The sequence below is a fragment of the Pseudonocardia hierapolitana genome (assembly GCF_007994075.1).
In the GTDB taxonomy this organism is placed as follows: Bacteria; Actinomycetota; Actinomycetes; order Mycobacteriales; family Pseudonocardiaceae; genus Pseudonocardia; species Pseudonocardia hierapolitana.
The window spans coordinates 5,302,524-5,329,023 of the sequence record NZ_VIWU01000001.1 but is presented as its reverse complement, the minus strand read 5'-3'; the positions used below and the strand labels follow the sequence as shown (position 1 = coordinate 5,329,023).

Sequence of the window (26,500 nt, the reverse complement as noted above, 5' to 3'; positions counted from 1 at the left end):
GGCGTCGATGAAGACACGTACCGGCGGCTGGGGCCACACCACCATCGGGGTGCTGATCCTCGCCGTGATGCTGTTCCCGCTGTACTGGATGCTGAACGTCTCGCTGCAACCGGCGGGCTCGGCCGTCGGCACGCCGTGGATCCCGCTCGACCTGTCCTTCGACGGCTACGCGACGGCGCTGCGCGAGCAGGGCCGCAACCTGGTCACCAGCCTGATCGTGGCCCTCGGCAGCGTCGTGTTCAGCCTGCTGGTCGCCACGCCCGCGGCGTACGCGCTGGCGCAGTTCCGGGTGCGCGGCGCGGGCGTGGTGCTGTTCGGGATCCTGATCAGCCAGATGATCCCCGGGATCGTCGTCGCCAACGCGCTCTACAGCGCCTACAGCGACCTGGGCCTGCTCAACTCGATCCCCGGGCTGATCCTCGCCGACTCCACGCACGGCATCCCGTTCGCGATCCTGATCATGCGGGCCTACCTGCTGTCGATCCCGAGCGAGGTCATCGAGGCCGCCCGGGTGGACGGGGCGGGCCAGATCCGCGCGTTCGTCTCGATCGTCGTGCCGATGAGCCGCAACGCGCTGGTCACGGCCGCGCTCTTCACGTTCCTGTTCACGTGGAGCGACTTCCTGTTCGCGCTCACGCTCACCACCACCGAGCAGGTGCGGCCGGTGACCCTCGGGATCTTCCAGTACATCGGCACCTACGTGAACGACTGGAGCTCGGTGATGGCCACCGCCGTGCTCGCCTCCCTCCCGGCCGTCGTACTCCTGCTGGTGGCCCAGCGATTCGTCGCCGCGGGCGTCGCCAGCGGCGCGGTGAAATAAAGCGGTGAAATAGTGAGAGGACGCAATCTGTGACACCCGTCCGCGTGATCGTCTGGGGCGAGAACCGCCACGAGAAGATCGAGGAGCACGTCCGCAAGATCTACCCCGACGGCATGCACGAGACGATCGCCGACGGCATCCGGGAGAACCTGGGTGACGGCGCCGTCGTCCGCACCGTCACCCTCGACGACCCCGAGCACGGCCTCACCGAGGAGGTCCTGCAGGACACCGACGTGCTCGTCTGGTGGGGCCACGCCGCGCACGGCGACGTCGCCGACGAGGTCGTGGAGCGCGTGCACCGCCACGTGCTGTCCGGCATGGGCCTCATCGTGCTGCACTCCGGGCACTGGTCGAAGATCTTCATGAAGCTCATGGGCACCAGCTGCACGCTGCGCTGGCGCAGCGAGCACGACCGCGAGCTGATCTGGACCGTCGACCCCACCCACCCGATCGCCGAGGGTGTCCCGCACCCCCTCGAAATCGAGGAGGACGAGATGTACGGGGAGTTCTTCGACATCCCCGCCCCCGACGAGCTGATCTTCATCAGCACCTTCTCCGGCGGGGAGGCGTTCCGCAGCGGCTGCACGTTCCACCGCGGCCACGGCAAGATCTTCTACTTCCGACCAGGCGACCAGGACTACCCGACCTACCACCACAAGGACGTCCGCCGGGTGATCGCCAACGGCGTCAAGTGGGCGCGCACGGTCCGGCCCGAGCGCGCCGCGCCGGTGCTGCTGCGCTACGAGACCGGCGAATTCTTCAAGGGCGCCGGCTACACGGGGCCGCTCGGATGAGTCTCGCCGATCCGCTGCGCGTCGTGCTGGTCGGCGCGGGTCTCATGGGACGCGCCTGGCGCGACGTCATCGAGGCCGCCCCGGACGTCGAGCTCGCCGGGATCGCCGACATCGACCCGGCCACCGCCGAGGCGACCGCGGCGCCGCTCGGCAGGCCGGTGCCCACCGGCACCGACGGCGTGGCACTCGCCGCCGCCACCGGCGCACGCGCCATCGTGAACGCGACCGTGCCCGAGGCACACCACCCGGTCACGACCGCGGCACTGTTCGCCGGGCTCGACGTCCTGGGCGAGAAGCCCGTCGCCCCCACCGTGGCCGAGGCGCTCTCGCTCGCCGCGGCCACCGAGGTGACCGGACGGCTGTTCATGGTGAGCCAGTCGCGGCGGTGGAACCCGCAGCTGTTCGCGCTGCGCGCCATGGCGGAGGACCTCGGCACGCCGGGCTCGCTCACCGCGGAGTTCTTCCGGGAGTCCCACTTCCCCGGGTTCCGGGAGGAGATGGCCCACCCGCTGCTGGTCGACATGGCGATCCACCCGTTCGACTCGGCCCGGTTCGTGCTCGGTGCCGAGCCGGTCGCGGCGTACTGCGAGTCGCACAACCCGCCGTGGAGCTGGTTCGCAGGCCATGCCGCCGCCACCGCGGTGTTCGAGATGACCGGCGGCGTGCGCTACACCTACACGGGCAGCTGGTGCAGTCCCGGCAGGCAGACGTCCTGGAACGGCGAGTGGCGCCTGTCCGGTGAGAAGGGTTCGGCGCACTGGGACGGCGACCACGACCCGGTGCTCGAAGGCGACGTCGACCCGGCGGCACGCCCCGCCGCCCCGTTCTCCGGCATCGAGGGGGCGCTGCTCGTCTTCACCGACGCGCTGCGCACCGGCGTGCCGCCGATGGGCGAGGTGCACGAGAACGTGCTGAGCCTCGCCATGGTCGAGGCCGCGGTGCGCTCGGCGGACACCGGGCAGCGCGTGCTCATCGACGACGTGCTGGCCGAGGCCCACGCCGAGGCCGTCCGCCGGGAGACGCACCCGGACGTCCGGGACGCCCTGGCCGCGTGGCCGTCGGTACGCGAGGTGCTCACCGCGCGCACCTCCTGAACGGCAGCGGGGTGGGCATCGGGTGGGCATCCCCACCCCGCTGCGCCCGTGGGGCCGGCTCCGGGCCTGACCGGCCTACCCTCGACACGTGCGCCTGTCCGTGGCGGTGCGGCCGCCCGCCGACGTGGTCGAGGTGCTCGGCCGGCTGCGTCGGGAGCCCGTCCGTGGCGTGACGTGGTCGGTGCCCGAGCAGTGGATCGTGAAGCTGCGCCCGCTCGGGCATGTGCCGGAACACGTCCTGGATCCCCTGGTCACGGCGCTGGCCGACGAGCTGGCGGGCGTGCCTCCGGTGCGCTGCACCCTCGGCCCGGCCACCCGCAGGCTGGGCGGGCAGTGGCTCGGCGCACCGGTCTCCGGGCTGGACGACCTCGCCGCGCTCGTGTTCGACGCGACGACCGGTCTGGTGCCGGTCACCCACCCGCAGCCGTTCGAGGCCGACGTCGTGCTCGCCAGGGGCCGGGTGCCGGCGGCGCTCGCAGGCGAGCCGGTGGCGGCGGAGTGGACGGCTCGCGAGGTCGCCCTCGTGGCGGACCGTTCCGCTCCTCGCAGGCCGCTCCTGGAAGACCTCACCGCGTTCCGGTTGACCGGCTGAGTTGTTCGAAACGGCCCCGCGGAGATGGGGTCGCCGCTTACCGTCCCACCCATGGACGGACGCGAGTGGCTCGACGACTACCGGAACCGCCTCGAGGACGTCCGGGCGCGGGCGGCCCGGGCCGAGCGGGCGCTGGCCGCCGTGGCGGGCGCGGCAACGAGCCGGGACGGGGCGGTCGTCGTCACCGTCGATCAGGCAGGCGCCCTGCAGCACCTCGAGCTCACCGAGCACGCCGAGGTCCTCTCCCGCAAGGAGCTCGCCGCCACCGTGGTCGACACCGCGCGGCGGGCGCGCGAGGAGGCCGCCCGGCAGGCCGAGGCGGCGCTGGTGCCCGTTTTCGGCGAGCGCAGCGCGGCCATGGAGGTGTTCCGCTCCCACCTCGCCCTGCCGGAGCGGTGATGGACGGCTTCCGGGTCGACGACGGGGCCCTCTCCCGGCACGCGCAGGACGTCGACGCGCTCACCGCCCGGCTGCGCAACGCCGCGGGCGCCGGCACGCCGCTGGGGCTCGGTGCCTACGGGTTGATCGGGCAGGTGTTCGCGGCAGCGGCCGTCGACGCCACCGCCACCGCGTCGCGGTCGGTCGCCCGGCTCGCCGAGGGGGGCCAGGCGATCGGCGACGGCGTGCGGGCCGCCGTCCGCGACTACCAGGAGGCCGAACGGCGCGTCGCGGCGCCGTTCGGCACGGGCCGATGACCGAGCAGCCGGGCGCCAACCCGCTCGTGGTGCTGCCCGAGAACGAGGACGCCCAACCGCTCGACAACTTCGAAGGCGGCGGGGTCGTGTCGAGCTGGGCGGACCTGAACGCCGCCCTCTCCGCCGAGCACGTCGACCCGCTCCAGGTGGTCTACACGGCCGCCGGCGCCGGCCTCGACACGCTCGGCGCGATCGAGAACCCGCTCGACAGCCTGTTCTCGGCCGGTGTCGGCTGGCTGATCGAGCACGTCTGGTTCCTGCACGAGCCGCTCGACGCGCTCGCGGGCGACCCCACGCAGATCACCGCGCAGGCCCAGACCTGGCACAAGGTCGGCGGCGAGCTCGGCGCGGTCGCGCAGGACCACCGCGCGGCCGCCGCGGCGATCAGCGCGTGGGAGGGCATGGCCGGCGACGGCTACCGCGGGGCCGTCGACCGGTTCGGTGGCGCCCTCGAGCAGGCAGGGCGGGACGCCACCCAGCTCGCCGACCTCATCCTCAGCACCGGTGCCCAGGTGGGCACCGTGCGGGCCCTCGTCCGCGACCAGATCGCGGCATGGGTGAGCGAGGCGATCCAGACCGCCATCTACGCGGGCGTCGCGGCGCTGATCAGCGCCGGTGGCGCGCTGGGCGTCGGCGCGGTGCGGCTGATCTGGAGTGCGCTCGACCTCGCCGACAGCATCTACCGGACGATCAGGCGGCTGCTCGACGCCATGACCCTCGCCGGTGGCACGGCGGCACAGCTCAGCGGCGCGATCCAGCAGACCGCTACCGCGGTCCAGGCGGCGATGCCGACCGTGAAGGAGATCAACGATGCCGCCGACGAGCTGCATGCCGGCGCCGTGATCGAGACCGGCAAGCAGCTCACGGGGGCCGAGCAACAGCAGCGTGGGTGGGGCTAGTGCTCCCCGCCAGAGGCACTGGCGCCGCGGTCGACATCCGCGGGACGCGGCCTCGGGCCCCGGCGTGACCCCGGGCGCGGTCCGGCGGCAGGATTGGCGCCATGGCACAGGTGACGGCGCGGACCGAGCGCACGATCGACGCCCCCGCTGAGCGGGTGCGCGCGGCGCTCGCCGACTACGAGAAGGTGCGGCGGGCGATCCTCACCGACCACTACCGGGACTACCGCGTGGAGGCGGGCGGCCAGGGCGGAGGCACTCGCGTGCACTGGCTCCTGCAGGCCACGAACAAGCGGGTGCGCGACCAGCTCGTGGAGGTCACCACGCCCGGCGACGACCGGATCGTCGAGAAGGACGCGAACTCGAGCATGGTCACCACCTGGACCGTCACGCCCGCGGGGCCCGACCGCAGCGTCGTCGCCGTCGAGAGCAGCTGGAAGGGCGCGGGCGGCATCGGCGGCTTCTTCGAGCGCACCTTCGCCCCCAAGGGCCTGCAGCGGATCCACGACGGCGTGCTGGAGAACCTCGCGACCTCGCTGCGCGACTGAGCCGAAGGGGACCCGCCATCAGCACACCGATCGAGAACGGGATCGTCGCCGTCGCGGGCGAGGCGCTCGTCGACCTGGTCCCGGCGCCCGTCGGCGACTACATCGAGGCCGCCCCGGGCGGGAGCCCCGCGAACGTGGCGGTGGCGCTCGCCCGGCTCGGGGTTCCTGCGCGGCTGCTCGCCCGCATCGCCGACGACATGCTCGGCCGCCGCATCCGCGAGCACCTCACCGTCAACGGCGTGCAGCTCGACCACGCCGTCGCCGCGGCCGAACAGACGTCGCTCGCGATGGTGGCGGTCGGGCCGGACGGCGGGGCGAGCTACGACTTCCGGGTCACCGGCACGGCCGACTGGCAGTGGACCGCCGACGAACTCGACGGGGCCCTCGACGGGCCGGTCGTCGCGCTGCACTCCGGCTCGCTCGCGCTCACCACACCACCGGGCGCGGCCGTGCTGCGCGAGCTGATCTCGCGGGCGGCGGCGTCGGTGACGATCAGCTACGACCCGAACTGCCGCCCCCTGCTCATGGGCGAGCCGGCCGGCGTGCTGCCGGGCGTGCACGAGCTGCTGGCCGTCGCCGACGTGGTGAAGGTCAGCGCCGAGGACCTGGAGTGGCTCGTACCGGGCACCTCGCCACAGGACGTGATCGAGGACTGGCTCGCCCGCGGCCCGGCGATCGTCGCCGTCACGCTCGGCGGGGAGGGTGTGCTGGCCGGCACCGCATCCGGCGTACGCACCCGGCGCCCCGGGGTGCCCGTCACCGTGATCGACACCGTCGGCGCGGGCGACACGTTCTCCGCCGCCCTGCTCGCCGGGCTGCACCGGCGCGGGCTGCTCGGCGCCGCAGCCCGCCCCGCGCTGCGTGGTGTCGACGCCGAGACGTTCGACGCCCTGCTCGACGAGGCCGCGCTCGCCGCCGCGATCACCTGCAGCCGCCGGGGGGCCGACCCGCCCACGGCGGACGACCTGCTCTCCCGTCGCCCCGGCTGACTCAGCAGGGCGCCCTGGGGTCGCCGATCGTGTCCTTGAAGGTGCCGACGGCGTCGCCGCCGACGTTGCCGCGCATCAGGTTGCCGCAGATCGTCCCGTGCGGCCCGAACTCCTGGACCTTGATGCCGCCGCGGGCGTTGTCGGTGATCACGTTGTGGAGGACGTCGTTGCCCACGGCGTCACCGGGCCGGTCGCCGCCGATGCGGACGCCGGCCGCGGCGTTGTGGTGGATGACGTTGAACCGGAACGTGTTGGACGGCCCGCGGGAGTCCATCGCGCCGGAGTTGCCGTTGCGCGGCCCCTGCCCCGTGCAGAGGTTGTGGGCGACGTCGTTGTCGCGCGCGGCCTCCTTGATGTCGACGCACTCGCCGGCCCGGGTGTCGATGGCGTTGCCGTGCACCGCGTTGCCGTTGCTCCCGTCCGGCTCGGGCGTGGGGTTGCGGTCGAGCTGCTCGGGGGCGGTGCCGATGTAGACGCCCTCGCCGTTCTGGCCGGTGCCGGTGTTCGGCACCGTGAAGTCCCACATGCCGCACGGCCCGATCGTGTTGCGGGTGACGAGGCTGCCGGTCGTGAAGTACTTCATGCGGACGCATTCGCCGCCGAGGTTCGCGAGGAGCATTCCGTCGATCGTGGTGCCGCTGAGTCCGCGATGCGCGACCGTGCTCTGCACCCAGATCGCCCGGCCGCGGAAGCACTCCTTGACGAGCGCGTCGCAGACCTTCCCGTCGATGGTGAAGCCGCGCAGTGTGGTGTCGTCGTGCTGGACCTCGAACACCCGCTGGGAGGTGTCCGCACCCCGCAGCACGGCGCTGCGGGGCCCGGTCACGGTGACACCGGGGCGCACGGTGACGACGTGCTCGTCGTACGTCCCCGGGCGCAGCACCACGGTCTCGCCCGGCTGAGCCGCCGCGAGCGCCCGGGCGATCGTGCGGAAGGGGGCGGCGACCGAACCCGTGCCGGTGCCGTCGTCGCCCAACGCCGGGTCCACCTGGTAGGTGCCCGGAGCATCCGCCATCACGGTTGTCGGTCCGGCGAGAACGCCGCAGAGGGCGACGAGCGCGATCGCCCCGATCCTGGTCATCACCGCAGACGTCTCGGGGCGCGTTCGGGGAAGTCGTCCGGCTGGCCGGTGGCCGGGTCACCGGGGGCGAGGGACAGCTCGGCCGGCTCGCTCTCCGGCAATGCCCACTGCATGGCCCAGTCCATGTGCATCGCGGCCGGGCCGCCTGCCGGCGGGAAGTAGTCCAGCTGCATGGTCATGTTCATCGGCCGGGGCGGGAACTTCTCGGTGTCGGTGTTGGCGTACCACTCCTCGCCGTTCACGTAGGCGGTGATCTTCTCCGGGGTCCATTCGAGTGCGTAGGCCGACCACTGCGTCGCGTCGTGCCGCACGGACCCGTGGTCCTGGTCGTTGTCCGGCCCGTAGTGCAGGAAGAAGTCGGTCTCCTGCCGGTCGTCGGACAGGATCTCCATCCAGTCGATCTCGCCCCCCACCGGGAAGTCCTCGGCGACCGGCCAGAGCAGCAGCAGCGCGTTCAGCCCGCCGGACGCCGCCTCGGAGCGCACGCACGCCTCCCAGCGCCCGTAGCGCTGCCCGGGGTGCCAGCTCATCGCGCCCGTCGTGCCGTCCCGGGTCGCGGAGATCGTGACGACGCCGTCGGCCACCGAGATCGCCTCCGGGGTGCGGATCCCCTTCTTGTCGTGGCCCGGCTCGGGGCCGTACGGGTGCCAGTCGCCGGGCAGACCGTCGGAGAAGTCGGAGCGCCGGGTCGGCTCACCCCAGCCGTAGCGCTCGGCGGCCGTCGTGGCGCACTCGGACGGGTCGGCAGGCGCAGGCTCGGCCTGGCCGGCAGCCAACACGGCGCACGTACTGACGATCGCCGGCAGCAAAACGGACATCTGCACCACTGACACCTCCAGCCCCATTGGAACCGGGCGGAGGGCGTGGCGCGAGATCAGCCACGCGTACGGGTGAGAAGCCTTTCCGCGGGCCAGGTGTTCATGATCCGCTCGGTGGGCACCTCGCACTCGGCGGCGCGCTCGCAGCCGTTGCGCAGCCAGTCGAGCTGGCCGGGGGCGTGGGCGTCGGTGTCGATCGTGAAGTGGCACCCGGCATCGAGCGCGAGGCGCAGCAACCGCTTCGGCGGGTCGAGCCGCTCCGGCCGCGAGTTCACCTCCACCGCCACCCCGCGCTCGGCGCACGCCGCGAACACCGCGTCCGCGTCGAACTGGGACTCCGGCCGTTTCCGGTTTCCGGTGACCATCCGGCCCGTGCAGTGCCCGAGCACGTCGACGTGCGGGTTGTCGATGGCGGTGAGCATCCGCTCGGTCATCTCGGCGCGCGGCATCCGCAGCTTCGAGTGCACCGAGGCGACCACGACGTCCAGCTGGGCGAGCAGGTCCTCGTCCTGGTCGAGGGACCCGTCCTCGTTGATGTCGACCTCGATGCCGGTGAGCACCCGGAACCCGGTACCCAGCTCAGCGTTGAGCTCCGCGATGTCCTCCAGCTGGGCCCGCAGCCGGTCCGCGGACAGGCCGTTCGCGACGGTCAGCCGCGGCGAGTGGTCGGTGATCACCAGGTAGTCGTGGCCGAGCGCCTGCGCCGTCTCGACCATCTCCCGCAGGGGCGACCCGCCGTCGGAGGCGTCGGTGTGGCTGTGGCAGTCCCCGCAGATCGCCTCCAGCAGCCCCTCCGCGGCCCGGTCGAGCGGCGACGGCTCGATCGCCTCGAGCTTCTGCAGGTACGCCGGGGGTTCACCGCGCACCGACTCCGCCACGCACTTCGCCGTGACCTCCCCGACCCCCTTGAGCCGAACCAGCTCCCCCGTGCGCACGAGTTGCGCGATCTCCTCCGGGTCACGCCGGCGCAGCACCGCGGCCGCAGTGCGGAAGGCCCTGACCCGGTAGGTCGACTCGTGCGCGCGCTCGAGCAGGAAGGCGATCCGCCGCAGGTCGGCAACGGCATCCCGGGTCTCGGTCACGCCCGCGATCGTCGCACGGCCCCCCGTCACCGCGTCCGAACGCCGGACTCACCGCGCCCGATCACAAGACTCACCGCGCCCGATCGCAAGACTCGCCGTGCGGGAACGCAAGACTCGCCGCGCAGGAACGCAAGACTCGCGGGCGAGTCCGGCACTCCAACACGGTGAGTCCGACGTCTCGACACGGCGAGTTCGGCGTTCCTGCGCGGCGAGTCCGACGTCTCGGCACGGCGAGCCCGGCGTTCCTGCGCGGCGAGTCCGACGTCTCGGCACGGCGAGCCCGGCGTTCCTGCGCGGCGAGTCCGACGTCTCGACACGGCGAGTCCGGCGTTCCTGCGCGGCGAGTCCGGCGTTCGTGCGTGGCGAGTCCGGCGTTCGTGCGTGGCGAGTCCGACGTTCCTGCACGCCTGGCGACGCCGTAGGTTGTCAGCCGAGCCAGCGGCGGTTGCGGGGGCGCCAGGCCGTCGCCCACAGGTCCGGCAGCTGCGCCTCGATCTCCGCGGCGCGGGCGGCATCGCGGCCGTGCAGGACGCCGAACGCGAAGCCGTTCTCCCCCTTCCCGGACGCCTGGGTGGCGAGCTCGCGGAGGGCGTCGCGGGCCACCACGGTGTCCTGGTGCTCACCGAGGGCGTCCTGGAACCCCTTGAGCTCCTTCGCGAACCGCTTCGCGTCCTTCCCGACCGCCGGCCGGGCGACCTCGGTGGCGTAGCGCAGCCGCTTGCCTGCCTTCCTGGCGTCGTGAACCGCGATGTCCCGCTCCTCGGCCGGAACGGCGGGATCGACCGCCACCTCTACCGCGCGGGACAGCCGCCGTGCCGCCCGCGCGACGTGCGCGGGCAGCTCCTTGCGGGCGGGTCGCGCCGCGCGCTTCGTGAGCGGGGGGTCCTGCAGCAGGTCGTCGAGATCGCGGCGCAGGCGGGCGTACTCGTCGCCGTCCAGCGCGCTGAGCACGGCCGCAGCGGCCTCCCCCTCCACGCGCGCGTAGTGCCGGGTGACCTGCGCCTGCACCGGCCCGAGCAGCAGCTCCGGTTTCAAGCCGCCGAGTCCGTCGCGGATCCGCTCGTGCAACACCTCGGCGTCGCGGGCCGGGGCGAGCGAGCGGGCGAGCTCCCGCAGGGAGTCCACGACCGGCTCGGTGCGCTCGCGGTCCACCAGCCGCCGGTAGGACTGCAGCGCGCTGCGCAAACGCCGCGCGGCCACCCGCAGCTGGTGCACGGAGTCCGGCTCGCCGCGCCGGGCACGCAGGTCCTCGGCGGCGAGCCGATCGACCTGCGCGGCCAGGTACTCGACGAGTGCCGCGCCCGCGGTCCCGGGCTTCATGCGCTTCCCACCCGACCCGCGCCGCTGCCGGGCGGGCGGGCGCAACAGGCGGTCCAGCTCGGCCTCCGCCGACGTCGTCGCGGGCTTCAGCCCGGCCTCGCCGAGCCGCCGCTCGAGCGCCTCGGCGAGCCCGCCGTCGGACATGTCGTGGGCGTGCACCTCGGTCCACGCCGCGCCCTCGGTGGACGAGCCGAGCGTGGCGACCGTGACGTGGTCGTGGACCACCGTGGCGAGCAGGCGGTCGTCCTCGCCCAGCAGCCGCGAACCCGTCCGCACCCGGCGGACCTGGCCGGAGGGGCGCAGCTCGCCGTCCCGCACGACGCCGCGCACCAGCTCGGCCAGCTCACTCGGCACGTCCGGGACCGGCGGTGCGTCGGGGGCGAGCGGGACGCGCAGCTCCTCGCCGCGGTCGTCGTCCGGGAAGTCGAGCCGCCAGTGCGGCTGCTCGCCGTCGGTCCGGTGCACGGCGAGCGTGATCCCGGCCGCGGCGAGCCGGTGGTCCGCGGTGTCGAAGCGCTCGACCTCGAGTACCTGCTGCGGAACGGCGTCCTCGCGGTGGACCCCGGGAAGCGCGTCGAGCCGGGGACTGCCGGCCTCGGCGGCTCCGCGGAAGGTGCGGCTCTCGGTGCGGGTCGTCGTGTCCGTCATCCGATCAGGGTGCCCCAAAGAGGCGGCCCAATCACTCCCGCGGAAGGCGGGACTTCTGCACCTTCCCCATGTCGTTGCGCGGGAGCGCCTCGGTGAACCGGACCTCGCGCGGCCGCTTGTGCGGCGCGAGCAGCGCGGCGACGTGGTCGATCAGCTCTCGCTCCTCCGGCGCGGTGCCCGCGGGCACGACGTGCGCGACGATCCGTTCCCCGAGGTCGGGGTCCGGCACCCCGACAACTGCGGCCTCAGCCACAGCGGGGTGCTCGAGCAGCGCGTTCTCGATCTCGCCCGCACCGATCTTGTACCCACCGGACTTGATCAGGTCGGTGGCGCTGCGGCCGACGATCGCGAGCGCGCCGCTCTCGGTCCAGCGGCCGATGTCCCCGGTGGCGAACCAGCCGTCCGCGGTGTGCGCGGCGGCCGTGGCGTCGGGGCGGTTGAGGTAGCCGGTGAACAGGCTGGGCCCGCGCACCTCGATCGCGCCCAGCCCGTCGTCCTCGCCGCTGCGCTGTCGGCTCGGGCCGCCGGGGCCGGCAAGCGGCGCGAGCCGGATCTCGGTGCCGCGCAGAGGCCGGCCCACGGCGCCGACCTCGGGCTCGTCGGCGGCCCGCGCCGCGGTGAGGATCAGCGTCTCGGTGAGCCCGTAGCGCTCGCGCACGGCGAGGCCGGTGGCACGGTGGATCCGGGCGTGGTCGACGGCCGTGAGCGCGGCCGACCCGGACACGAGCAGCCGCGCCCGGCCGATCTCCTTCGCCGACTCCGGGTCGGACTCGAGCTGGCCGGCGAGCCGGTGGTACTGCGTCGGCACGCCGAACACCATCGACGCGCCCGCCGCGGCCAGCACCGGCGCGTCGAGCCTGCCAATGTGGTGCAGGCTCCCGCCGCGCCGCAGCGGGCCGAGCACGCCCAGCACCAGACCGTGCACGTGGAACAGCGGCAGGGCGTGGGCGAGCAGGTCGTCGGACGTCCAGTCCCACGCCTCGGCGAGCGCGTCGAGGTCGTACGCCACGGCGCTGCGCGGCAGCACGGCGCCCTTCGGCGGCCCGGTGGTGCCGGACGTGTAGATCACGAGCGCCGGGACGTCGGGCGGCGGCTCGTGCGCCGGTACCGGCCCGGCCGCTGTGAGGTCGACGTCCAGCCGCGGCAGCGCCGCGAGCGGACCGGGCAGGGGCGCACCGGGCGCGGCCAGCACGAGGTCGGGCGCGCAGTCGCCGACGACGTGCCCGAGCTCCCGCTCCCCCAGCTTCGGGTTCACCGGCACCGCCGCGACGCCCGCGAGCAGCGCCGCCGTGACCCCGACGGCCGTGTGGATCGTCGGCGTGGCGTGCACGGCGACGCGCTGCCGCCCCGCGAGCGAGCCCGCGAGCGCCCCTGCGGCGCCTGCGAGCCGGCGGTAGGTCAGCGCGTCGTCGCCGAACCGCAGCGCGGGCCGGTCGTCCGGGTCGAGGAGGGCGGGGAACAGCGGAGTCACGAAACCACCTTGCCGGGGTTGAGGATCCCGTGCGGATCCAGTGCCTGCTTCACCGCGCGTTGCAGCGCGAGGACCTCGGGGCCGAGCTCGGCGCGCATGCCCGGCAGCTTCAGCAGGCCGACGCCGTGCTCCCCGGTGACGGTGCCGCCGAGGGCGAGCGCGGCGTCGACGATGTCGTCGAACGCGGCCTGCGCGCGCCGCTTCGCGGGCTCGTCGCCGTGCGGGGTGATGAGCAGCGGGTGCAGGTTCCCGTCGCCCGCGTGCGCGATGTTGGCGATCAGCACGTCGTGGCGCGCCGCGATCTCCTCGACGCGGGCGAGCATCTCGGCGAGGCGTGCGCGCGGGAGGCAGACGTCCTCGGTGAGCATCGCGTCGCCGCGCTGTTCGAGGGCCGGATAGGCCAGGCGGCGGGCGTCGAAGAGCGCGTCGGCCTCCACCGGGTCGGTCGAGAAGACCGCGTCCCGGGCGCCTGCCGCCTCGAACTCCGCGTGGATCGCCGCTGCCTCCTGCTCCGCAGCGGGCTCGGGGAGGTCGGTCTGGGCGAGCAGGAGCGCGGCCGCGTCCTCTGGCAGGCCTGCGTGCTTCCAGGAGTTGACGGCGTGCAGGCACACGCGGTCGATCAGCTCGAACGCCGAGGGCTGGAGCCCGCGCGCCGTGACCCGGGAGACCGCGTCGCCCGCTGCGGTGAGCGTGTCGAAGAAGCCGACGACCGTGCGCGGGGTGCCGGTGCGCAGCGGGCGCAGCCGCACGGTGATCTCGGTGATCACCCCGAGGGTGCCCTCCGAGCCGACCATCAGCCCGGCGAGGTCGTAGCCTGCCACGCCCTTCGCGGTGCGCCGCCCGACCCGCACCACGTCGCCCGCCGCCGTCACGACCTCGAGGGCGAGCACGTAGTCGCGCGTGACGCCGTACTTCACGCAGCAGAGGCCGCCTGCGTTGGTGGCGACGTTGCCGCCGATGGTCGACCACGGGGAGCTCGCGGGGTCCGGCGGGTACCACAGGCCGCGCTCCGCGGCGGCCGCGCGCAGGTCGTCGTTGACCACACCCGGCTGCACGACGGCGAGCCGCTCGGCCTCGTCGATCTCGACGATCTCGCGCATCCGCTCGGTGGACAGCACCACGCACCCGTCGACCGCGTTCGCCCCGCCGGACAGGCCGGTTCCGGCGCCGCGCGGCACCAGCGGGCGCACGTGCCGGGCGCACGCTGCGACCACCGCGGCGACCTCGGCCGTGCTCCGCGGGCGGACCACCGCAGCCGCCCGCCCGTAGGCGGCCCACTCGGCCTCGTCGTGCAGGAAGGGCGCCACGACGTCCGGGTCGACGAGCACGCGGTCGGCCGGGAGCGCGGCGAGGAGGTCGGCGACGAGTGGATCAGCAGGGGCGGGCACAGCTCAGCACGCTAACCCGCGGGACGGCCGCGCCGCACCCACTCGGCGAGCTCCGTTCCCAGCAGGTGGCCCGAGCGCCACGCCGTCTCCACGCGGGGGCTGCCCCAGCCGTCGCCCGCCAGCCCGATGCCGTCCGCGGTGAGGTGGAACGGCTCGTCGCGGGTCCCGTCCGGCGACGCGTGCGGCCAGTGGTGAGCCAGCGTCCACGCGGGCGCGCTGCGGACGCCGAGCAGCTCCCGCAGCGCGTCGAGCACGGGCCCGATCGCGCCGTCCGGGTCGGCCTCATGGGCGCGGGCGACGGCGGCCGTCGTGTGGGCGACCAGGACGGGGGCGCCGTCGCCGCGCCGCCTGCCGTCGTCGGCGATCAGGGTGAGCACCGGGTGGTCGTTGACGAACGCGGCGGGCAGCTCCGCCCACTCCCGAACGGCCCACCCGGCGGCGACCGCGATCGCGGGCCGCCACCCGCGTCCGGTCAGCCGGGCGGCAGCGGGGTGGCCGGGCTCGAGGAGCCGAAGCGCCTGCGGGTCGGGCATCGCGAGGACGACGGCGTCGGCGGGCTCGCCGTCGACGATCGGGCCGGGGCCGACCCGGCGCACCTCGCGGCCGAGCTCGACGGTGAGCCCGGCGGCCAGCTCGGCCACGAGCCCGCCCAGCCCGCCGGGAGCCGCCCACCGCTGCGGCCCGGGCGCGCGGTCGCGGGTGCCGCCGCTCAGCACGGCGAGCTCGGACGTCCACGGCCGGGCGAGCCCCGCGGCCTCCCAGCGCCGCACCACCTGCTCGAAGCCGGGGTCCCGCACCGTGAAGTAGGCCGCGCCGAGATCCACCGGGCGTCCGGCGACGACGTGGCCGCCCATCCGCCCGCCGACCCCGCCCGCCCGTTCCACCAGCCGCACGGGCACGCCCGCCGCCGCCAGCTCGGCCGCGCAGGCCGTCCCGGCGATGCCCGCGCCCACGACCACGACCGCCATCAGACCGCGGCGGCGACGCGGGCGAGCCGGTCCTGCCACCAACGCACCCGGTCCAGTCCGGCGGCGACGTCCGAGCGTCGCACGGGCTCGGGCGCGCGCCGGGGCACCGGCAGCCAGCCGTCGCGGGGCCGGATCGGGTCGTCGACGACGTCGGCGGTGAGCAGCGCGCCCGTGCCGAGACCGCACGCCATGTCCAGCCTCGGCAGCGCCCCGGCCAGCGCCAGCTCGGCGGCCATGCCGACGCTCGTCTCCAGCGCCGACGACACCACGCACGGCAGCCCGCACGCCTCCGCCACCGCGAGGGCCCTGCGCACGCCGCCGAGCGGGGCGACCTTGAGCACCGCGACATCCGCCGCGCCGGCCACCGCCACCCGCAGCGGGTCCTCGGCCCTGCGGATCGACTCGTCCGCGGCGATCGGCACGTCGACCTTGCGCCGGACCGCCGCCAGCTCGTCGACGGTCCGGCAGGGCTGCTCGACGTACTGCAGCCCGCCCGCCGCGCGATCCAGCGCGGAGATCGCGCTGACGGCCTCGTCCACGGTCCATGCGGCGTTGGCGTCCACCCGGACCGCGCCGGCCGGGCCGAGCGCGTCGCGCACCGCGGCCACCCGCTCCAGGTCGGCAGGCAGCGAGCCGGGCCCGTCGGCGACCTTGACCTTGGCCGTGGCGCACCCCGACGCCCGCACGATCTCCTGCGCCCGGTCCGGCCCGACGGCCGGCACGATGCAGTTCACCGGGACCCGGTCGCGCACCGGTTCCGGCCAGCCCTCCTCGGCCGCCTCCCGGGCCGCAGCGAGCCACGGTGCCGACTCCTTGTCGTCGTAGTCGGCGAACGGGCAGAACTCCCCCCACCCCGCCGGGCCCTCGATCAGAACGCCCTCCCGGACGGTGATCCCGCGGAACCGGGTGGTCAGCGGGATGGCGTAGACGTCGAGCACCGCCCGACCCTACGTGCGCCCAACCCCGGCCCGCGGACTCACCGCGTCGGAACGCCCGACTCGCCTGTCCGAACGTCGGACTCGCGGTGTCGGAACGTCGGACTCGCCGTGTCGGAACGTCGGACTCGCCGCATCGAATGCCCGACTCGCCAGCGAGTCCTGCGTTCGAGCACGGCGAGTCTCGCGTTCGAGCACCGCGAGTCTCGCGTTCGAGCACCGCGAGTCTCGCGTTCGGCTACGCGATCAGCTCGTGGTCGGACGGGCGGACCTTGCGGGTGCGGCGGCGGAAGTCGAAGGTGTAGCCCGGCCAGAGGGTGCGGTTGCGGCCGTCGTCGTCGAGGTACCAGCTGGCGCAGCCGCCCGCGGCCCACACCGACCCGTCGAGCCGGCCCTGCAGCCTGGCGTTGTAGGCCTCCTGGCGGTCCCGGCGGGTGTCCAGGGCCACCGCGCCGTGCTCGTCGAGCACGCGCAGCGCGTCCATCACGTAGTTCAGCTGCGACTCGATCATGAAGACCATCGAGCTGTGCCCGAGCCCGGTGTTCGGGCCGGTGAGCACGAACAGGTTCGGGAACCCGGCGATCGTCGTGCCCAGGAAGCCCTCGACGGCGCCCTGGTCGGCAAGCCGCACGCCGTCGCGGCCGGTGATCGGCACCGACTTGCCCAGCCCGGCCCCGACCCTGAACCCGGTGCCGAAGATGATCGTGTCGACCTCGTGCTCGACACCGTCGGCCGTCACCACCGCGTTCGGCGTGACCCGCACGATCTTCTCGGTGACGACGTCGACGTTCGGCTGCTTCAGCGCGGGGTAGTAGTCGTTGGACATCAGGATGCGCTTGCAGCCGATCGTGAAGTCCGGGGTGACCTTGGCCTCCAGATCGGGCCGGTCGGCGAAAACCCGGTGCAGGTAGGCGCGGGCGAACCGCTCCACGATGGCCATCCGCCGCGGCTTCAGGAACCCGCTGACGAGCGCCTCGTTGCGGGCGTAGATCAGCGCGCGTTGCAGCTTCTGCACTCCCGGCACGGCCCGGTAGAGCCTGCGCATCGCGGCGGGGACCGGCCGGTCCGGCTTCGGCAGCACCCAGGGTGCGGTGCGCTGGAACAGCGCGAGCGACGCCACCCGCGGCTGGATCGCGGGGACGAACTGGATCGCGCTCGCCCCCGTGCCGATCACCGCGACCCGACGGCCGGTCAGGTCGTGGTCGTGGCGCCACTGCGCGGAGTGGAACACCGTGCCGGCGAACTCGTCGATGCCCGGGAGGTCGGGCACGGACGGCTCGTGCAGCGCCCCGGTGCCCCACACGACGACGCGCGCGTGCACCTGGCTGCCGTCCGCGAGCTCCAGCTCCCAGCCCTTCCCGGCCCAGCGGGCCGCGGTGACCGCCGCGCCGAAGCGGATCCGGTCCCGCAGGGCGAAGCGGTCGGCGACGCGCTCCAGGTAGGCGCGGATCTCCGGCTGCCGGGCGAAGGTGCGCGTCCAGTGCGGGTTGGGCGCGAAGGAGAACGAGTACAGGTGGGACTGCACGTCGCACGCGCAGCCCGGGTAGGTGTTGTCGCGCCAGGTGCCGCCGAGCGTGTCACCCTTCTCCAGGATCAGGAAATCCGGGCGGCCTGCCTCGCGCAACCGCACAGCGGCACCGAGCCCCGCGAACCCGCTGCCCACTATCGCGACGTCCACCCGCTCCACGTTCTCGGTCATGTGCGGCTCCTCCCGACGGGTTACCGCCGGTAAGTTACCACGAGTAAGTTACCTCCGGTAGGGTCTCGCCGTGGACACCCGTGCGCCCCGGCGCCGCGTCGGCCGGGCCGAGCGCGAGCGCCAGATCCTCGACGCGGCCGTCGCCGTGTTCGGCGAGCGCGGCTACCAGAACGCCTCGATGGACCAGGTCGCCGAGCGCGTCGGCGTCACGAAGCCGGTGCTCTACACGCACTTCGGGTCCAAGGAGGGACTCCTGCTGGCCTGCATCGCGCGAGCGCGGGCCGAGCTGCTCGACGTCACGTCGGCGGCGGCGACGTCGGCGTCCACCCCGGAGGAGATGCTGCGCCGGGGCACGCTCGCGTTCTTCGACTACCTGGAGAGCCAGGCCCCGGCGTGGAGGCTGATGTACGCGGAGTCGGCGGTCGCGGGCGATGCGATCGAGGAGATCCGCGCCCAGCAGACCGACTTCATCGCGGCGCTGCTCGCCGCCCAGGCCCCGGACGCCGAACCCCAGCGCCTCACCGGGTGGGCCCAGGTCATCGTCGGCGCGTGCGAGCGGCTGGCCCTGTGGCGCGACCGCTCCGGCATCACCGGCGAGCAGGCCACCGGCTACCTCATGGACCTCGTCTGGACCGGCCTCGGGAACAGGGCACAATCCGCTCGATGAGTACGACGGCACCCCGGCTGTTGCAGGTGCGGCGCAGCGAGCGGATCACCCCGCGGATGATCCGCGTGACGCTCGCGGGCGACGAGCTCGCCGGGTTCGGCGGCGAGGGCCCGGACCGGCGGATCAAGATGTTCTTCCCGGTCGCGGGCCAGCAGCGGCCTGCTGTACCGAGGGCGACGTCCGGCGGCCCCCTGTGGCCTGCCGGCGAGCCGCGCCCCGCGATCCGCACCTACACGGTGCGCCGGTACGACCCGGCGGCCGGCGAGCTCGACGTCGACTTCGTGCTGCACGAGGGCCACGGCCCGGCCGCGGCGTGGGCGCGCGACGCGCGACCCGGCGCGTGGGTCGGCGTCTCCGAACCCGGGGGCCGCTACGAGCCGGACCCGGCCGCCGACTTCCACGTCGTGATCGGCGACGAGACCGCGCTCCCCGCCGTCGCCACCGTGCTCGCCGCCCTGCCCGCCGACGTGCCGGCGCTGGCGTTCCTCGAGGTCGCCGACGCCGACGAGGAGCAGCAGCTGCCCGGCGCGGCGCGGGTGCAGTGGGTGCATCGCGGTGCCGCCGAACCGGGCGAGCCGCTGGCCGCCGCGGTGCGGGCCGCGGCGTTCCCGGCGGGGAGCGGACAGGCGTGGCTGTCGGGCGAGTCGGCCTGCGTGCGCGACCTGCGCAAGCACCTGCTCGACGAACGCGGGCTGGACCGCAGGCGCATCTACGCCACGGGCTACTGGCGGGCTCGCTAGTGCGTTGACCACGAACGTTCACCGGGTTGGCGACACGCCGGGCAGCGTCCCGGGCGTGGAGTCGCGTTGATCCCACTCTCGGTCCCGACGTGAGGTCGGGATCGAGGGTTGAGGTCTGGATGGCAGAACCGGTCAGAGCGCGCAGGCTCACCGATGCGGAGGGCCAGCGGTTGACCCAGATCGTGCGCCGGGGCAAGCACGGCTCGATCCGGGTCCGCCGAGCGATGATCATCATGGCGTCGTCGTCGGGTACTCCGGTCCCGGCGATCGCCCGGCTGGTCGCCGCGGATGAGGACACGGTCCGGGACGTGATCCACGCGTTCAACCGGCGGGGGTTGGCCGCGCTGGACCCTCAGTGGGCGGGAGGCCGTCCCCGCCTGATCAGCGATGAGGACATCGAGTTCGTCATCGCGACGGCCACCACTCGCCCGCGCAAGCTCGGGCGCCCGTTCACCCGCTGGAGCTTGCGCAAGCTCGCCGCGTATCTGGCCGAGCACCCGGACCGACCGATACGGATTGGGTACGAGCGGCTGCGTCAACTGCTGCGTGAGCGGCGGGTGTCGTTCCAGCGGACCCGGACCTGGAAGGAGTCGCGCGACCCGGACAAGGACGCCAAGCTGGACCGGATCGAGGAAGTGACCGCCAAGTTCCCGAACCGGTGCTTCGCGTTCGACCAGTTCGGGCCGCTGTCGATCCGCCCCTGCCACGGCTCCACCTGGGCGCTCGAGTCCAAACCGACCCGGCTGCCCGCGACCTACACTCGCACGCACGGCATCCGCTACTTCCACGGCTGCTACAGCCTCGGCGATGACCAGCTCTGGGGTGTCATCCGGCGCCGCAAAGGCGGCGACCACACCCTCGCCGCACTCAAATCGATCCGAGCCGCCCGACCCGACGGCGCACCCATCTACGTGATCCTGGACAACCTGTCGGCGAACAAGACACCGAAGATCCGGGCGTGGGCGGCCCGCAACAAGGTCGAGCTGTGTTTCACCCCGACTTACGCCTCTTGGGCCAATCCGATCGAGGCCCAGTTCGGGCCGCTGCGGACCTTCGTCATGGGCGCCTCGAACCACCCCAACCACACCGTCCTGGCCCGCGAGCTGCACGCCTACCTGCGTTGGCGCAACGCCAACGCCCGCCACCCCGACGTCCTCGCGGCCCAGCGCCGCGAACGAGCCCGGGTCCGCAGCGAACGCCAACAACGCTGGGGCCGACCCCGCGCCGCCGCATGATCAAACCCGGCGAACGTATGTGGTCAACGCACTAGGTGTACTGACTCGGGAGGTTGTTGACTGTCATGCGGCGAGTCGGGTGATCGGAGGGCGGCCGCCGAGGGCGGAGTGGGCGCGTCGAGTGTTGTAGTGCTCGACCCAGCTGTCCAGGGCGGTGAGCCGGTCGTGGTTGGACAGCCAGGGTTGGGCGTAGGCGAACTCGGTCAGCAGGGTGCGGTTGAGCCGTTCAGCTTTGCCGTTGGTCCAGGGGCAGCCGGGTTTGGTGAACCGGCGCCGGATCCCGAGCGCGACACACACCGCCCGCCAGTCCTGCCCGATCCGGTAGACCTTGGCGTTGTCGGTCAGGACCCGCAGCACTCGCACGCCGTGCTCACGGAACCAGGCCACGGCCCGGTGCAGGAACCCGGCGCAGGTGGTGTCGCGTTCGTCGGGCAGCGCTTCGATGTAGGCCAGCCGGGAGTGGTCATCGACCGCGACGTGCAGGTAGTCGTAGCCGATCCCGCGCCCGATTCCGCGCCCGATTCCGCTCTGGCGGGCTTCTCGGCGCCCGCGCAGCCGCCAGCCGCCGCCGTCAGGGACCCGGCCCAACTTCTTGACATCGATGTGGATCAGATCCCCGGGGTGGGGGCGTTCGTAGCGGATCCCGCAGTGGCGGCGCCGGACCGGTGCGCCGGTGATCGGGTCGATCGCGGCCAGGTGCGGCACCTGGTGGCGGGCCAGCACCCGGCCGACGGTGGAGGCGACCAGGCCGAGCTCGCCGGCCAGGAACACCGCTCCCCGATGCGCGGTGGCTCGCAACTCGAGGATGCGGTCCTCGATCTGTGCGGCGACGCGGTTCGGGCTGGTGTGCGGCCGCGACGAGCGGTCGGCAAGTCCGTCCCAGCCCTCCTCGCGGTAGCGGCGGACCCACTTGTGCACCGTCGCTCGGGAGACGCCGAGTTGCTCGGCGATCCGCGCCGCTGGCCACCCGGCGAGGAAGCGTTCGACGATGAGCCGCCGCGCAAAGACGGTGGTGCGGGCGTTACGGTGCGCCACGAGGACCTCCTGGCCTGGAGCGAGTGCGTGAGACACACCCACTCCGCCCGGAGGTCCTCCCTCGATCAAGCCGACACGCTGACCGAACTGTCAACAACGTCCTGAGTCGCTACAGCTAGGCGAGCACGGTTCGCCGATCGCCCGCAGCGATCATCGATCCCCGTAGCGCGCGACGAGCTCGGTGCCGAGCCGGGCGAGCTCAGCACGCACCGGCGCCGGGCCCACGACCTCGACGAGCACCCCCCAGCCCGCGAGGTGCCGGGCGATCGACAACGGCGTGTCCGCCGCCACCCGCGCCTCCACCCGACCGTCGTCGTGCGGACCGCCGATCTCGCAGTGGCGGCCGAACTGCCCGCGGAGCACCTGCACGTACCGGGCGTCGACGAGCACCGTCGCCCAGGTCCGCGACCGGCGCTGCTCCACTTCCTCGACCACCCGGTCCCAGGCCGCTGCCAGGTCGAGGCCCGGGCGGTGCTCGGCGTCGAGGTCGGTCACGGCGGCCTCGGCGATCCGGTCGACGCGGAACGTGCGCTGCCCGCGCTCGGTGCCGGCCACCAGGTACCAGGTGTCGTCCTTGTCGACGAGGCCCCACGGGTCGACGAGTCGTTCCGTGCGCTCGCCCGCCCGGCTCGCGTACGTCAGCTGGAGCTTGCGGCGCGCGACGATCGCGGACTGCAGGATCCCGACGAGCTGCGGGCGGCGCCGGTCGGCCTCGCCCCACGGCACAGGGTCGACGAGAACGGCGGTCGCGGCCGCCTCCGCGTCGGCGCGGAAAGTGCCGGGGAGGGCGCGCACGAGCTTGCGCAGCGCCGCCTTGGCCTCGGGGGACACCGAGGCCGCCGGCCCGACGAGGAGGAAGAGGGCCTGGACCTCAGGCACCGTGAGCCCGGTCAGATCGGTGCGCGCCCCGCCGACGAGCGTCCAGCCTCCGCCCCGCCCTGGCTGCGGGTAGACCGGGACGCCCGCGACCGAGAGCGCTTCGAGATCGCGGCGAGCCGTCGCGACGGACACCTCCAGCTCGGCGGCGACCTCGGCCGCCGTCACCCGTCCCCTCGCCTGCATCAGCAGCAGGATGGCCACGAGCCGATCGGCGCGCATGTCACCGATTCTCGCCGGAAAAGTGCTCAGAAGATGAGCACTTCAGCTCGCCACCATGGTCGTCGTCCACGACGAACCACCACGAAGGAGCAGCCGTGCTGCGAGGATTCGCGACCGTCTCGTACTTCGCCCAGGACCTGGAGGCCGCGACGCGCTGGTACACCGAGCTCGTGGGCGTCGAGCCGTACTTCAGCGTCCCTGGCCCGGACGGGAAGCCTGCTTACGTGGAGTTCCGCATCGGCGACTACCAGCACGAGCTCGGCCTGATCGATGCCCGCTTCGCCCCGCACCGGCACGGGGAGCCGTCAGGAGAGATCATCTTCTGGCACCTCGACGACGTGCACGCGGCCGTCGAGCGGCTGCTCGCCATGGGAGCACGGGTGCACGAGCCGATCACACCGAGGTCGGACGGGTTCGTCACCGCGTCGGTCGTCGATCCGTTCGGCAACATCCTCGGCGTGATGTACAACCCGCACTACCTGGAGATCCTGGGCGCTTCGAGCGCCTCCGCCGGGTGACCGGCCTCACCGCGGCTCGGGACGGGACACAGCTCGCACACACGATCGGCACAAGCAGCCGATAGGGCCCGGTCGAACGCTGGGCTCCATGAGCGTCGACACCGCACTCCGGCCTCCTCGGCACGGACGGTCCGAGCGCACCGTGCTCGACATCGTCGTGCCCGTCCACAACGAGGAGGTGGATCTCGAGCCGTCGGTCCGCCGGCTGCACGAGCACCTGTCCGGGCAGTTCCCCTTCCCGTTCCGCATCACGATCGCGGACAACGCGAGCACCGACGCCACGCCGCGGATCGCAGCACGGCTGGCCGCGGAGCTGCCGGACGTCACTGCGCTGCGGCTGGCCGACAAGGGCCGGGGCCGCGCGTTGCGGGAGGCCTGGTCGGCGTCGGACGCGCGGGTGCTGGCCTACTGCGACGTGGACCTGTCCACCGACCTGGCCGCACTGCTCCCGCTCGTCGCACCCCTGATCTCCGGGCACTCGGACCTCGCGATCGGCACGCGGCTCGCGCGCAGCTCGCGGGTGGTCCGCGGCGCCAAGCGGGAGTTCATCTCCCGCTCCTACAACCTGCTGCTGCGCGGCACCCTCGGCGCCGGCTTCTCGGACGCCCAGTGCGGGTTCAAGGCGATCCGCGCCGACGTTGCCCGGCGGCTGCTGCCGCTGGTGGAGGACGCCGGCTGGTTCTTCGACACCGAGTTGCTCGTGCTCGCCGAGCGGAGCGGGCTGCGCATCCACGAGGTGCCCGTCGACTGGGTCGACGACCCGGACAGCCGGGTCGACATCGTCGCGACCGCCATCGCCGACCTGAAGGGCATCGCCCGGCTCGGGCGCGCACTGGCGACCGGGCGGCTGCCGCTCGCCGAGCTGCGCGGCCGGCTCGGCCGGGACGCGCTGCCGACCTCGGTTCCCGGCGTGCCCACCGGCCTCCCCGGGCAGCTCGTGCGGTTCGCGGCGATCGGGGTGGCGAGCACCCTCGCCTACGCGCTGCTGTTCCTGCTGCTGCGCGAGCCGGTCGGGGCCTACGCGGCCAACCTGCTCGCCCTCGTCATCACGGCCGTCGGCAACACCGCGGCCAACCGGCGGCTCACGTTCGGGGTGCGCGGCTCGGCGGGCGCCGCCACCCACCAGCTGCAGGGGCTGATCGTCTTCGGGCTGGGTCTCGCGCTCACGAGCGGTGCCCTCGCCGCGCTGCACACGTGGGTGCCCACCGCGAGCCACGCCGTCGAGCTGCTGGTGCTGATCGTGGCGAACGCGCTGTCGACGCTGCTGCGGTTCGTCGCGTACCGCTCCTGGATCTTCCGCACGCACACCGCCCGCCCGGCCGCACCGGCCCGTCAGGAGACCTCGGCATGACCGCCACCCTCGCCACCGCAGGCCCGGCACCCGCCGCCGCGACCGAACGCCCGCGGCGCGGCCGCACGGAGCGGATCGCCCTCGCGGTCCTCCTCGTCGGCACCGCCGCGCTCTACCTGTGGAACCTCGGCGCCGAGGGCTGGGCCAACACCTACTACGCGGGCGCCGTCCGGGCGATGACGCAGAACTGGACCGCCTTCTTCTTCGGGTCCACCGACGCAGGCAACACCGTCACGGTCGACAAGCCACCCGCGTCGTTGTGGGTCATGGCGCTCTCGGCCCGGATCTTCGGGCTCTCCTCATGGAGCATGCTCGTGCCGCAGGCGCTGATGGGCGTCGGCGCGGTGGCCCTGCTGTACGCGGCCGTGCGCCGGGTCGCGAGCCCCGCCGCGGCGCTGCTCGCGGGCGGGGTGTTCGCGCTGACGCCGATCGCCGTGCTCATGTTCCGCTACAACAACCCGGACGCGCTGCTCGTCCTGCTGCTCGTCGCCGCCGCGTACGCCACGGTCCGCGCGATGGAGCGCGCATCCACGCGCTGGATCGTGCTCGCCGGGACGCTCGTCGGCTTCGCGTTCCTGGCCAAGATGATGCAGGCCTTCATCGTGGTCCCGGCGCTCGCGCTCGCCTACCTCGTGGCGGCTCCCACCGGGTTCTGGCGGCGGATCCGGCAGCTGCTCGCCGCAGGCCTCGCCGTCGTCGTGGGCGCGGGCTGGTGGGTGGCGATCGCGGAGCTGTGGCCCGCGAGCTCGCGGCCATACATCGGCGGTTCGGAGAACAACAGCGTCCTCGACCTCACGTTCGGTTACAACGGGCTCGGCCGGATCTTCGGCCAGGGTGGCGGTGGTCGCGGCGTGATGCAGCCGCCCGCCGGGATGGAGCCGCCGCCCGGCGCGGAGGCCGGACCGGGTGCCGGCGGAGGCTTCGGTGGCGCCGCAGGCTGGACGCGCCTGTTCGGGGAGCAGGTCGGTGGCCAGGTCTCGTGGCTGCTGCCCGCCGCGCTCGTGCTGCTGGTCGCCGGCCTGGTGCTGACGTGGCCCACCGCGCGCACGGACCGCCTGCGCGCATCCCTCCTGGTCTGGGGCGGCTGGACGGTCGTGACCGCGGCGGTGTTCAGCTTCGCCCAGGGGATCTTCCACCCCTACTACACCGTGGCCCTCGCCCCGGGCATCGCCGCGCTCGTCGGGATCGGCGGGGAGCAGCTGTGGCGGCGCAGGGCCACCTGGCCGGCCCGGATCACGCTCGCCGTGATCACGGCAGGCACCGCGGCCTGGGCGGTGGTGCTGCTCGCGCGCACGCCCGACTTCGTGCCGTGGCTGCGCTGGGTCGTGATCGCCGTGGCCGCGGTGGCCGTGCCCGCGCTGCTGATCGGAGCACGATGGCGCAGGCTCACCGCCGTCGCGGCGCTGGCCGTGCTGCTCACGGGAGGCGCCGCGCAGGTCGCCTACGCCGCCGACACGATCACGAGCACGCACAACGGCGGGAACCCGACGGCGGGCCCTGCCACGGCAGGCTCCGGCCCGGGCGGCGGTGTGCGCTTCGGTCCCGGCCCGGACGGCGCGCGGCGCGGCGACGGAGGCGCGGGAGGCGTCATCGTCCAGGGCGGCCCGGGCGGCGGCTTCGGCTCCCGGGGCAACCCGTCGGACCCCGAGCTCGTAGCGCTGCTGCAGAACGCCGGCACGAAGTGGGCGGCGGCCACCACGAGCGCGTCGAACAGCGCGGGCCTCGCCCTGGCCGGGGGCGTCGACGTGATGGGCATCGGCGGCTTCAACGGCGGGGACCCGGCGCCGACCCTGGAGCGGTTCCAGGCGCTCGTCGCGGCCGGTGAGGTGCACTACTTCATCGGCGGCGGCGGCCCGGTCGGCAACTCCGAGATCGCCAGCTGGGTGCAGGACAACTTCACCTCCACCACCGTGGGCGGCCGGCCCGTCTACGACCTGACCCAGCCGGCGGGCTGATCCCCCCTCCCGCCCACCGGCTGACGAGTGGCCGTGCCCCGTCCCTCCGGGGCACGGCCACTC

26 protein-coding genes are annotated in these 26,500 nt (G+C 73.7%); 15 read left to right on the top strand and 11 right to left on the bottom strand.

Annotation, left to right across the window (positions count from 1 at the left end; all coding sequences use genetic code 11):
- Positions 1–7 precede the first annotated feature (7 nt).
- The 9 genes from FHX44_RS25335 (at position 8) to FHX44_RS25295 (ending at position 6,428) form a co-directional block, all read left to right on the top strand.
- Positions 8–820 carry a carbohydrate ABC transporter permease gene (locus FHX44_RS25335; RefSeq protein ID WP_147258080.1) on the top strand — a complete coding sequence of 271 codons (813 nt, stop codon included), beginning with the start codon at positions 8–10 and terminating at the stop codon, positions 818–820.
- Between the two features lie 29 nt (positions 821–849).
- On the top strand, positions 850–1,614 hold the full coding sequence (locus tag FHX44_RS25330) for a ThuA domain-containing protein (RefSeq protein ID WP_147258079.1): 765 nt from the start codon (positions 850–852) through the stop codon (positions 1,612–1,614).
- Positions 1,611–2,708 carry a Gfo/Idh/MocA family protein gene (locus FHX44_RS25325; protein ID WP_147258078.1) on the top strand — a complete coding sequence of 366 codons (1,098 nt, stop codon included), beginning with the start codon at positions 1,611–1,613 and terminating at the stop codon, positions 2,706–2,708. The genes FHX44_RS25330 and FHX44_RS25325 overlap by 4 nt, the downstream gene beginning before the upstream one ends.
- Positions 2,709–2,796: 88 nt before the next feature.
- On the top strand, positions 2,797–3,300 hold the full coding sequence (locus FHX44_RS25320; protein WP_147258077.1) for a 2'-5' RNA ligase family protein: 504 nt from the start codon (positions 2,797–2,799) through the stop codon (positions 3,298–3,300).
- A 51-nt stretch (positions 3,301–3,351) separates the two neighbouring features.
- Positions 3,352–3,699, top strand: a complete 348-nt coding sequence (locus tag FHX44_RS25315) for a YbaB/EbfC family nucleoid-associated protein (protein WP_170309037.1) — start codon at positions 3,352–3,354, stop codon at positions 3,697–3,699.
- Positions 3,699–3,995 carry a type VII secretion target gene (locus tag FHX44_RS25310; protein WP_147258075.1) on the top strand — a complete coding sequence of 99 codons (297 nt, stop codon included), beginning with the start codon at positions 3,699–3,701 and terminating at the stop codon, positions 3,993–3,995. The genes FHX44_RS25315 and FHX44_RS25310 overlap by 1 nt, the downstream gene beginning before the upstream one ends.
- The gene (locus tag FHX44_RS25305) at positions 3,992–4,894 is read left to right on the top strand and encodes a WXG100-like domain-containing protein (protein ID WP_147258074.1); all 903 of its coding nucleotides are present in this window, start codon (positions 3,992–3,994) and stop codon (positions 4,892–4,894) included. Before FHX44_RS25310 ends, FHX44_RS25305 begins: the two co-directional genes overlap by 4 nt.
- Before the next feature lie 101 nt (positions 4,895–4,995).
- Positions 4,996–5,439 carry an SRPBCC family protein gene (locus FHX44_RS25300; protein WP_147258073.1) on the top strand — a complete coding sequence of 148 codons (444 nt, stop codon included), beginning with the start codon at positions 4,996–4,998 and terminating at the stop codon, positions 5,437–5,439.
- Positions 5,436–6,428 carry a carbohydrate kinase family protein gene (locus tag FHX44_RS25295; protein WP_342793513.1) on the top strand — a complete coding sequence of 331 codons (993 nt, stop codon included), beginning with the start codon at positions 5,436–5,438 and terminating at the stop codon, positions 6,426–6,428. The genes FHX44_RS25300 and FHX44_RS25295 overlap by 4 nt, the downstream gene beginning before the upstream one ends.
- Position 6,429: 1 nt before the next feature.
- On the opposite strand, the gene FHX44_RS25290 is transcribed toward FHX44_RS25295, so the two are convergent.
- From FHX44_RS25290 to FHX44_RS25250, 9 genes are all read right to left on the bottom strand, one after another.
- Positions 6,430–7,509, bottom strand: coding sequence for a DUF1565 domain-containing protein (locus FHX44_RS25290; protein ID WP_147258071.1), 1,080 nt, complete (start codon positions 7,507–7,509; stop codon positions 6,430–6,432).
- A complete protein-coding gene (locus FHX44_RS25285) occupies positions 7,509–8,327 on the bottom strand; it encodes a glycoside hydrolase family 16 protein (protein WP_170309036.1) in 819 nt (272 codons plus the stop codon). The genes FHX44_RS25290 and FHX44_RS25285 overlap by 1 nt, the downstream gene beginning before the upstream one ends.
- A gap of 56 nt (positions 8,328–8,383) precedes the next feature.
- Entirely contained in the window at positions 8,384–9,409 is a 1,026-nt protein-coding gene (locus FHX44_RS25280) for a PHP domain-containing protein (RefSeq protein WP_147258069.1), read from the bottom strand.
- 426 nt (positions 9,410–9,835) lie between these two features.
- The gene (locus FHX44_RS25275; RefSeq protein WP_170309035.1) at positions 9,836–11,377 is read right to left on the bottom strand and encodes a CYTH and CHAD domain-containing protein; all 1,542 of its coding nucleotides are present in this window, start codon (positions 11,375–11,377) and stop codon (positions 9,836–9,838) included.
- 31 nt (positions 11,378–11,408) lie between these two features.
- Positions 11,409–12,848 carry an AMP-binding protein gene (locus FHX44_RS25270; protein ID WP_147258068.1) on the bottom strand — a complete coding sequence of 480 codons (1,440 nt, stop codon included), beginning with the start codon at positions 12,846–12,848 and terminating at the stop codon, positions 11,409–11,411.
- Positions 12,845–14,236: an FAD-binding oxidoreductase gene (locus tag FHX44_RS25265; protein ID WP_147258067.1), complete on the bottom strand. Its 1,392-nt coding sequence runs from the start codon at positions 14,234–14,236 to the stop codon at positions 12,845–12,847. Before FHX44_RS25265 ends, FHX44_RS25270 begins: the two co-directional genes overlap by 4 nt.
- An 11-nt stretch (positions 14,237–14,247) precedes the next feature.
- Positions 14,248–15,243: an NAD(P)/FAD-dependent oxidoreductase gene (locus FHX44_RS25260; protein ID WP_246170579.1), complete on the bottom strand. Its 996-nt coding sequence runs from the start codon at positions 15,241–15,243 to the stop codon at positions 14,248–14,250.
- Positions 15,204–16,142, bottom strand: coding sequence for an o-succinylbenzoate synthase (locus FHX44_RS25255; RefSeq protein ID WP_147258066.1), 939 nt, complete (start codon positions 16,140–16,142; stop codon positions 15,204–15,206). Before FHX44_RS25255 ends, FHX44_RS25260 begins: the two co-directional genes overlap by 40 nt.
- Positions 16,143–16,377: 235 nt before the next feature.
- Positions 16,378–17,838 (bottom strand): flavin-containing monooxygenase, encoded by a 1,461-nt coding sequence (locus FHX44_RS25250; RefSeq protein ID WP_147258065.1) that lies wholly within the window; start codon positions 17,836–17,838, stop codon positions 16,378–16,380.
- Positions 17,839–17,908: 70 nt separating this feature from the next.
- On the opposite strand from FHX44_RS25250, the gene FHX44_RS25245 reads away from it, so the two are divergent.
- From FHX44_RS25245 to FHX44_RS25235, 3 genes are all read left to right on the top strand, one after another.
- Positions 17,909–18,505 (top strand): TetR/AcrR family transcriptional regulator, encoded by a 597-nt coding sequence (locus FHX44_RS25245; protein ID WP_147258064.1) that lies wholly within the window; start codon positions 17,909–17,911, stop codon positions 18,503–18,505.
- The gene (locus tag FHX44_RS25240; RefSeq protein ID WP_147258063.1) at positions 18,502–19,245 is read left to right on the top strand and encodes a siderophore-interacting protein; all 744 of its coding nucleotides are present in this window, start codon (positions 18,502–18,504) and stop codon (positions 19,243–19,245) included. Before FHX44_RS25245 ends, FHX44_RS25240 begins: the two co-directional genes overlap by 4 nt.
- 119 nt (positions 19,246–19,364) lie before the next feature.
- Positions 19,365–20,480, top strand: coding sequence for an IS630 family transposase (locus FHX44_RS25235; protein ID WP_147256888.1), 1,116 nt, complete (start codon positions 19,365–19,367; stop codon positions 20,478–20,480).
- Between the two features lie 63 nt (positions 20,481–20,543).
- On the opposite strand, the gene FHX44_RS25230 is transcribed toward FHX44_RS25235, so the two are convergent.
- Positions 20,544–21,515 (bottom strand): IS481 family transposase, encoded by a 972-nt coding sequence (locus FHX44_RS25230; protein WP_147258062.1) that lies wholly within the window; start codon positions 21,513–21,515, stop codon positions 20,544–20,546.
- A gap of 150 nt (positions 21,516–21,665) precedes the next feature.
- A complete protein-coding gene (locus tag FHX44_RS25225; protein WP_147258061.1) occupies positions 21,666–22,613 on the bottom strand; it encodes a helix-turn-helix transcriptional regulator in 948 nt (315 codons plus the stop codon).
- A 95-nt stretch (positions 22,614–22,708) separates the two neighbouring features.
- Here FHX44_RS25225 and FHX44_RS25220 point away from each other — a divergent pair, with 95 nt between their 5' ends.
- From FHX44_RS25220 to FHX44_RS25210, 3 genes are all read left to right on the top strand, one after another.
- Positions 22,709–23,131, top strand: a complete 423-nt coding sequence (locus tag FHX44_RS25220; protein ID WP_147258060.1) for a VOC family protein — start codon at positions 22,709–22,711, stop codon at positions 23,129–23,131.
- 88 nt (positions 23,132–23,219) lie between these two features.
- Complete coding sequence (locus FHX44_RS25215) at positions 23,220–24,482, top strand: bifunctional glycosyltransferase family 2/GtrA family protein (protein WP_147258059.1); 1,263 nt, start codon at positions 23,220–23,222, stop codon at positions 24,480–24,482.
- The gene (locus tag FHX44_RS25210) at positions 24,479–26,437 is read left to right on the top strand and encodes an ArnT family glycosyltransferase (RefSeq protein ID WP_147258058.1); all 1,959 of its coding nucleotides are present in this window, start codon (positions 24,479–24,481) and stop codon (positions 26,435–26,437) included. Before FHX44_RS25215 ends, FHX44_RS25210 begins: the two co-directional genes overlap by 4 nt.
- Positions 26,438–26,500: the final 63 nt, after the last annotated feature.

Coding starts and splice junctions, on each gene's coding strand:
- FHX44_RS25335 (WP_147258080.1), top strand. CDS start 8: ATGAAGACACGTACCGGCGGCTGGGGCCACACCACCATCGGGGTGCTG.
- FHX44_RS25325 (WP_147258078.1), top strand. CDS start 1,611: ATGAGTCTCGCCGATCCGCTGCGCGTCGTGCTGGTCGGCGCGGGTCTC.
- FHX44_RS25315 (WP_170309037.1), top strand. CDS start 3,352: ATGGACGGACGCGAGTGGCTCGACGACTACCGGAACCGCCTCGAGGAC.
- FHX44_RS25310 (WP_147258075.1), top strand. CDS start 3,699: ATGGACGGCTTCCGGGTCGACGACGGGGCCCTCTCCCGGCACGCGCAG.
- FHX44_RS25305 (WP_147258074.1), top strand. CDS start 3,992: ATGACCGAGCAGCCGGGCGCCAACCCGCTCGTGGTGCTGCCCGAGAAC.
- FHX44_RS25300 (WP_147258073.1), top strand. CDS start 4,996: ATGGCACAGGTGACGGCGCGGACCGAGCGCACGATCGACGCCCCCGCT.
- FHX44_RS25290 (WP_147258071.1), bottom strand. CDS start 7,509: ATGACCAGGATCGGGGCGATCGCGCTCGTCGCCCTCTGCGGCGTTCTC.
- FHX44_RS25285 (WP_170309036.1), bottom strand. CDS start 8,327: ATGTCCGTTTTGCTGCCGGCGATCGTCAGTACGTGCGCCGTGTTGGCT.
- FHX44_RS25275 (WP_170309035.1), bottom strand. CDS start 11,377: ATGACGGACACGACGACCCGCACCGAGAGCCGCACCTTCCGCGGAGCC.
- FHX44_RS25250 (WP_147258065.1), bottom strand. CDS start 17,838: ATGACCGAGAACGTGGAGCGGGTGGACGTCGCGATAGTGGGCAGCGGG.
- FHX44_RS25240 (WP_147258063.1), top strand. CDS start 18,502: ATGAGTACGACGGCACCCCGGCTGTTGCAGGTGCGGCGCAGCGAGCGG.
- FHX44_RS25235 (WP_147256888.1), top strand. CDS start 19,365: ATGGCAGAACCGGTCAGAGCGCGCAGGCTCACCGATGCGGAGGGCCAG.
- FHX44_RS25225 (WP_147258061.1), bottom strand. CDS start 22,613: ATGCGCGCCGATCGGCTCGTGGCCATCCTGCTGCTGATGCAGGCGAGG.
- FHX44_RS25215 (WP_147258059.1), top strand. CDS start 23,220: ATGAGCGTCGACACCGCACTCCGGCCTCCTCGGCACGGACGGTCCGAG.
- FHX44_RS25210 (WP_147258058.1), top strand. CDS start 24,479: ATGACCGCCACCCTCGCCACCGCAGGCCCGGCACCCGCCGCCGCGACC.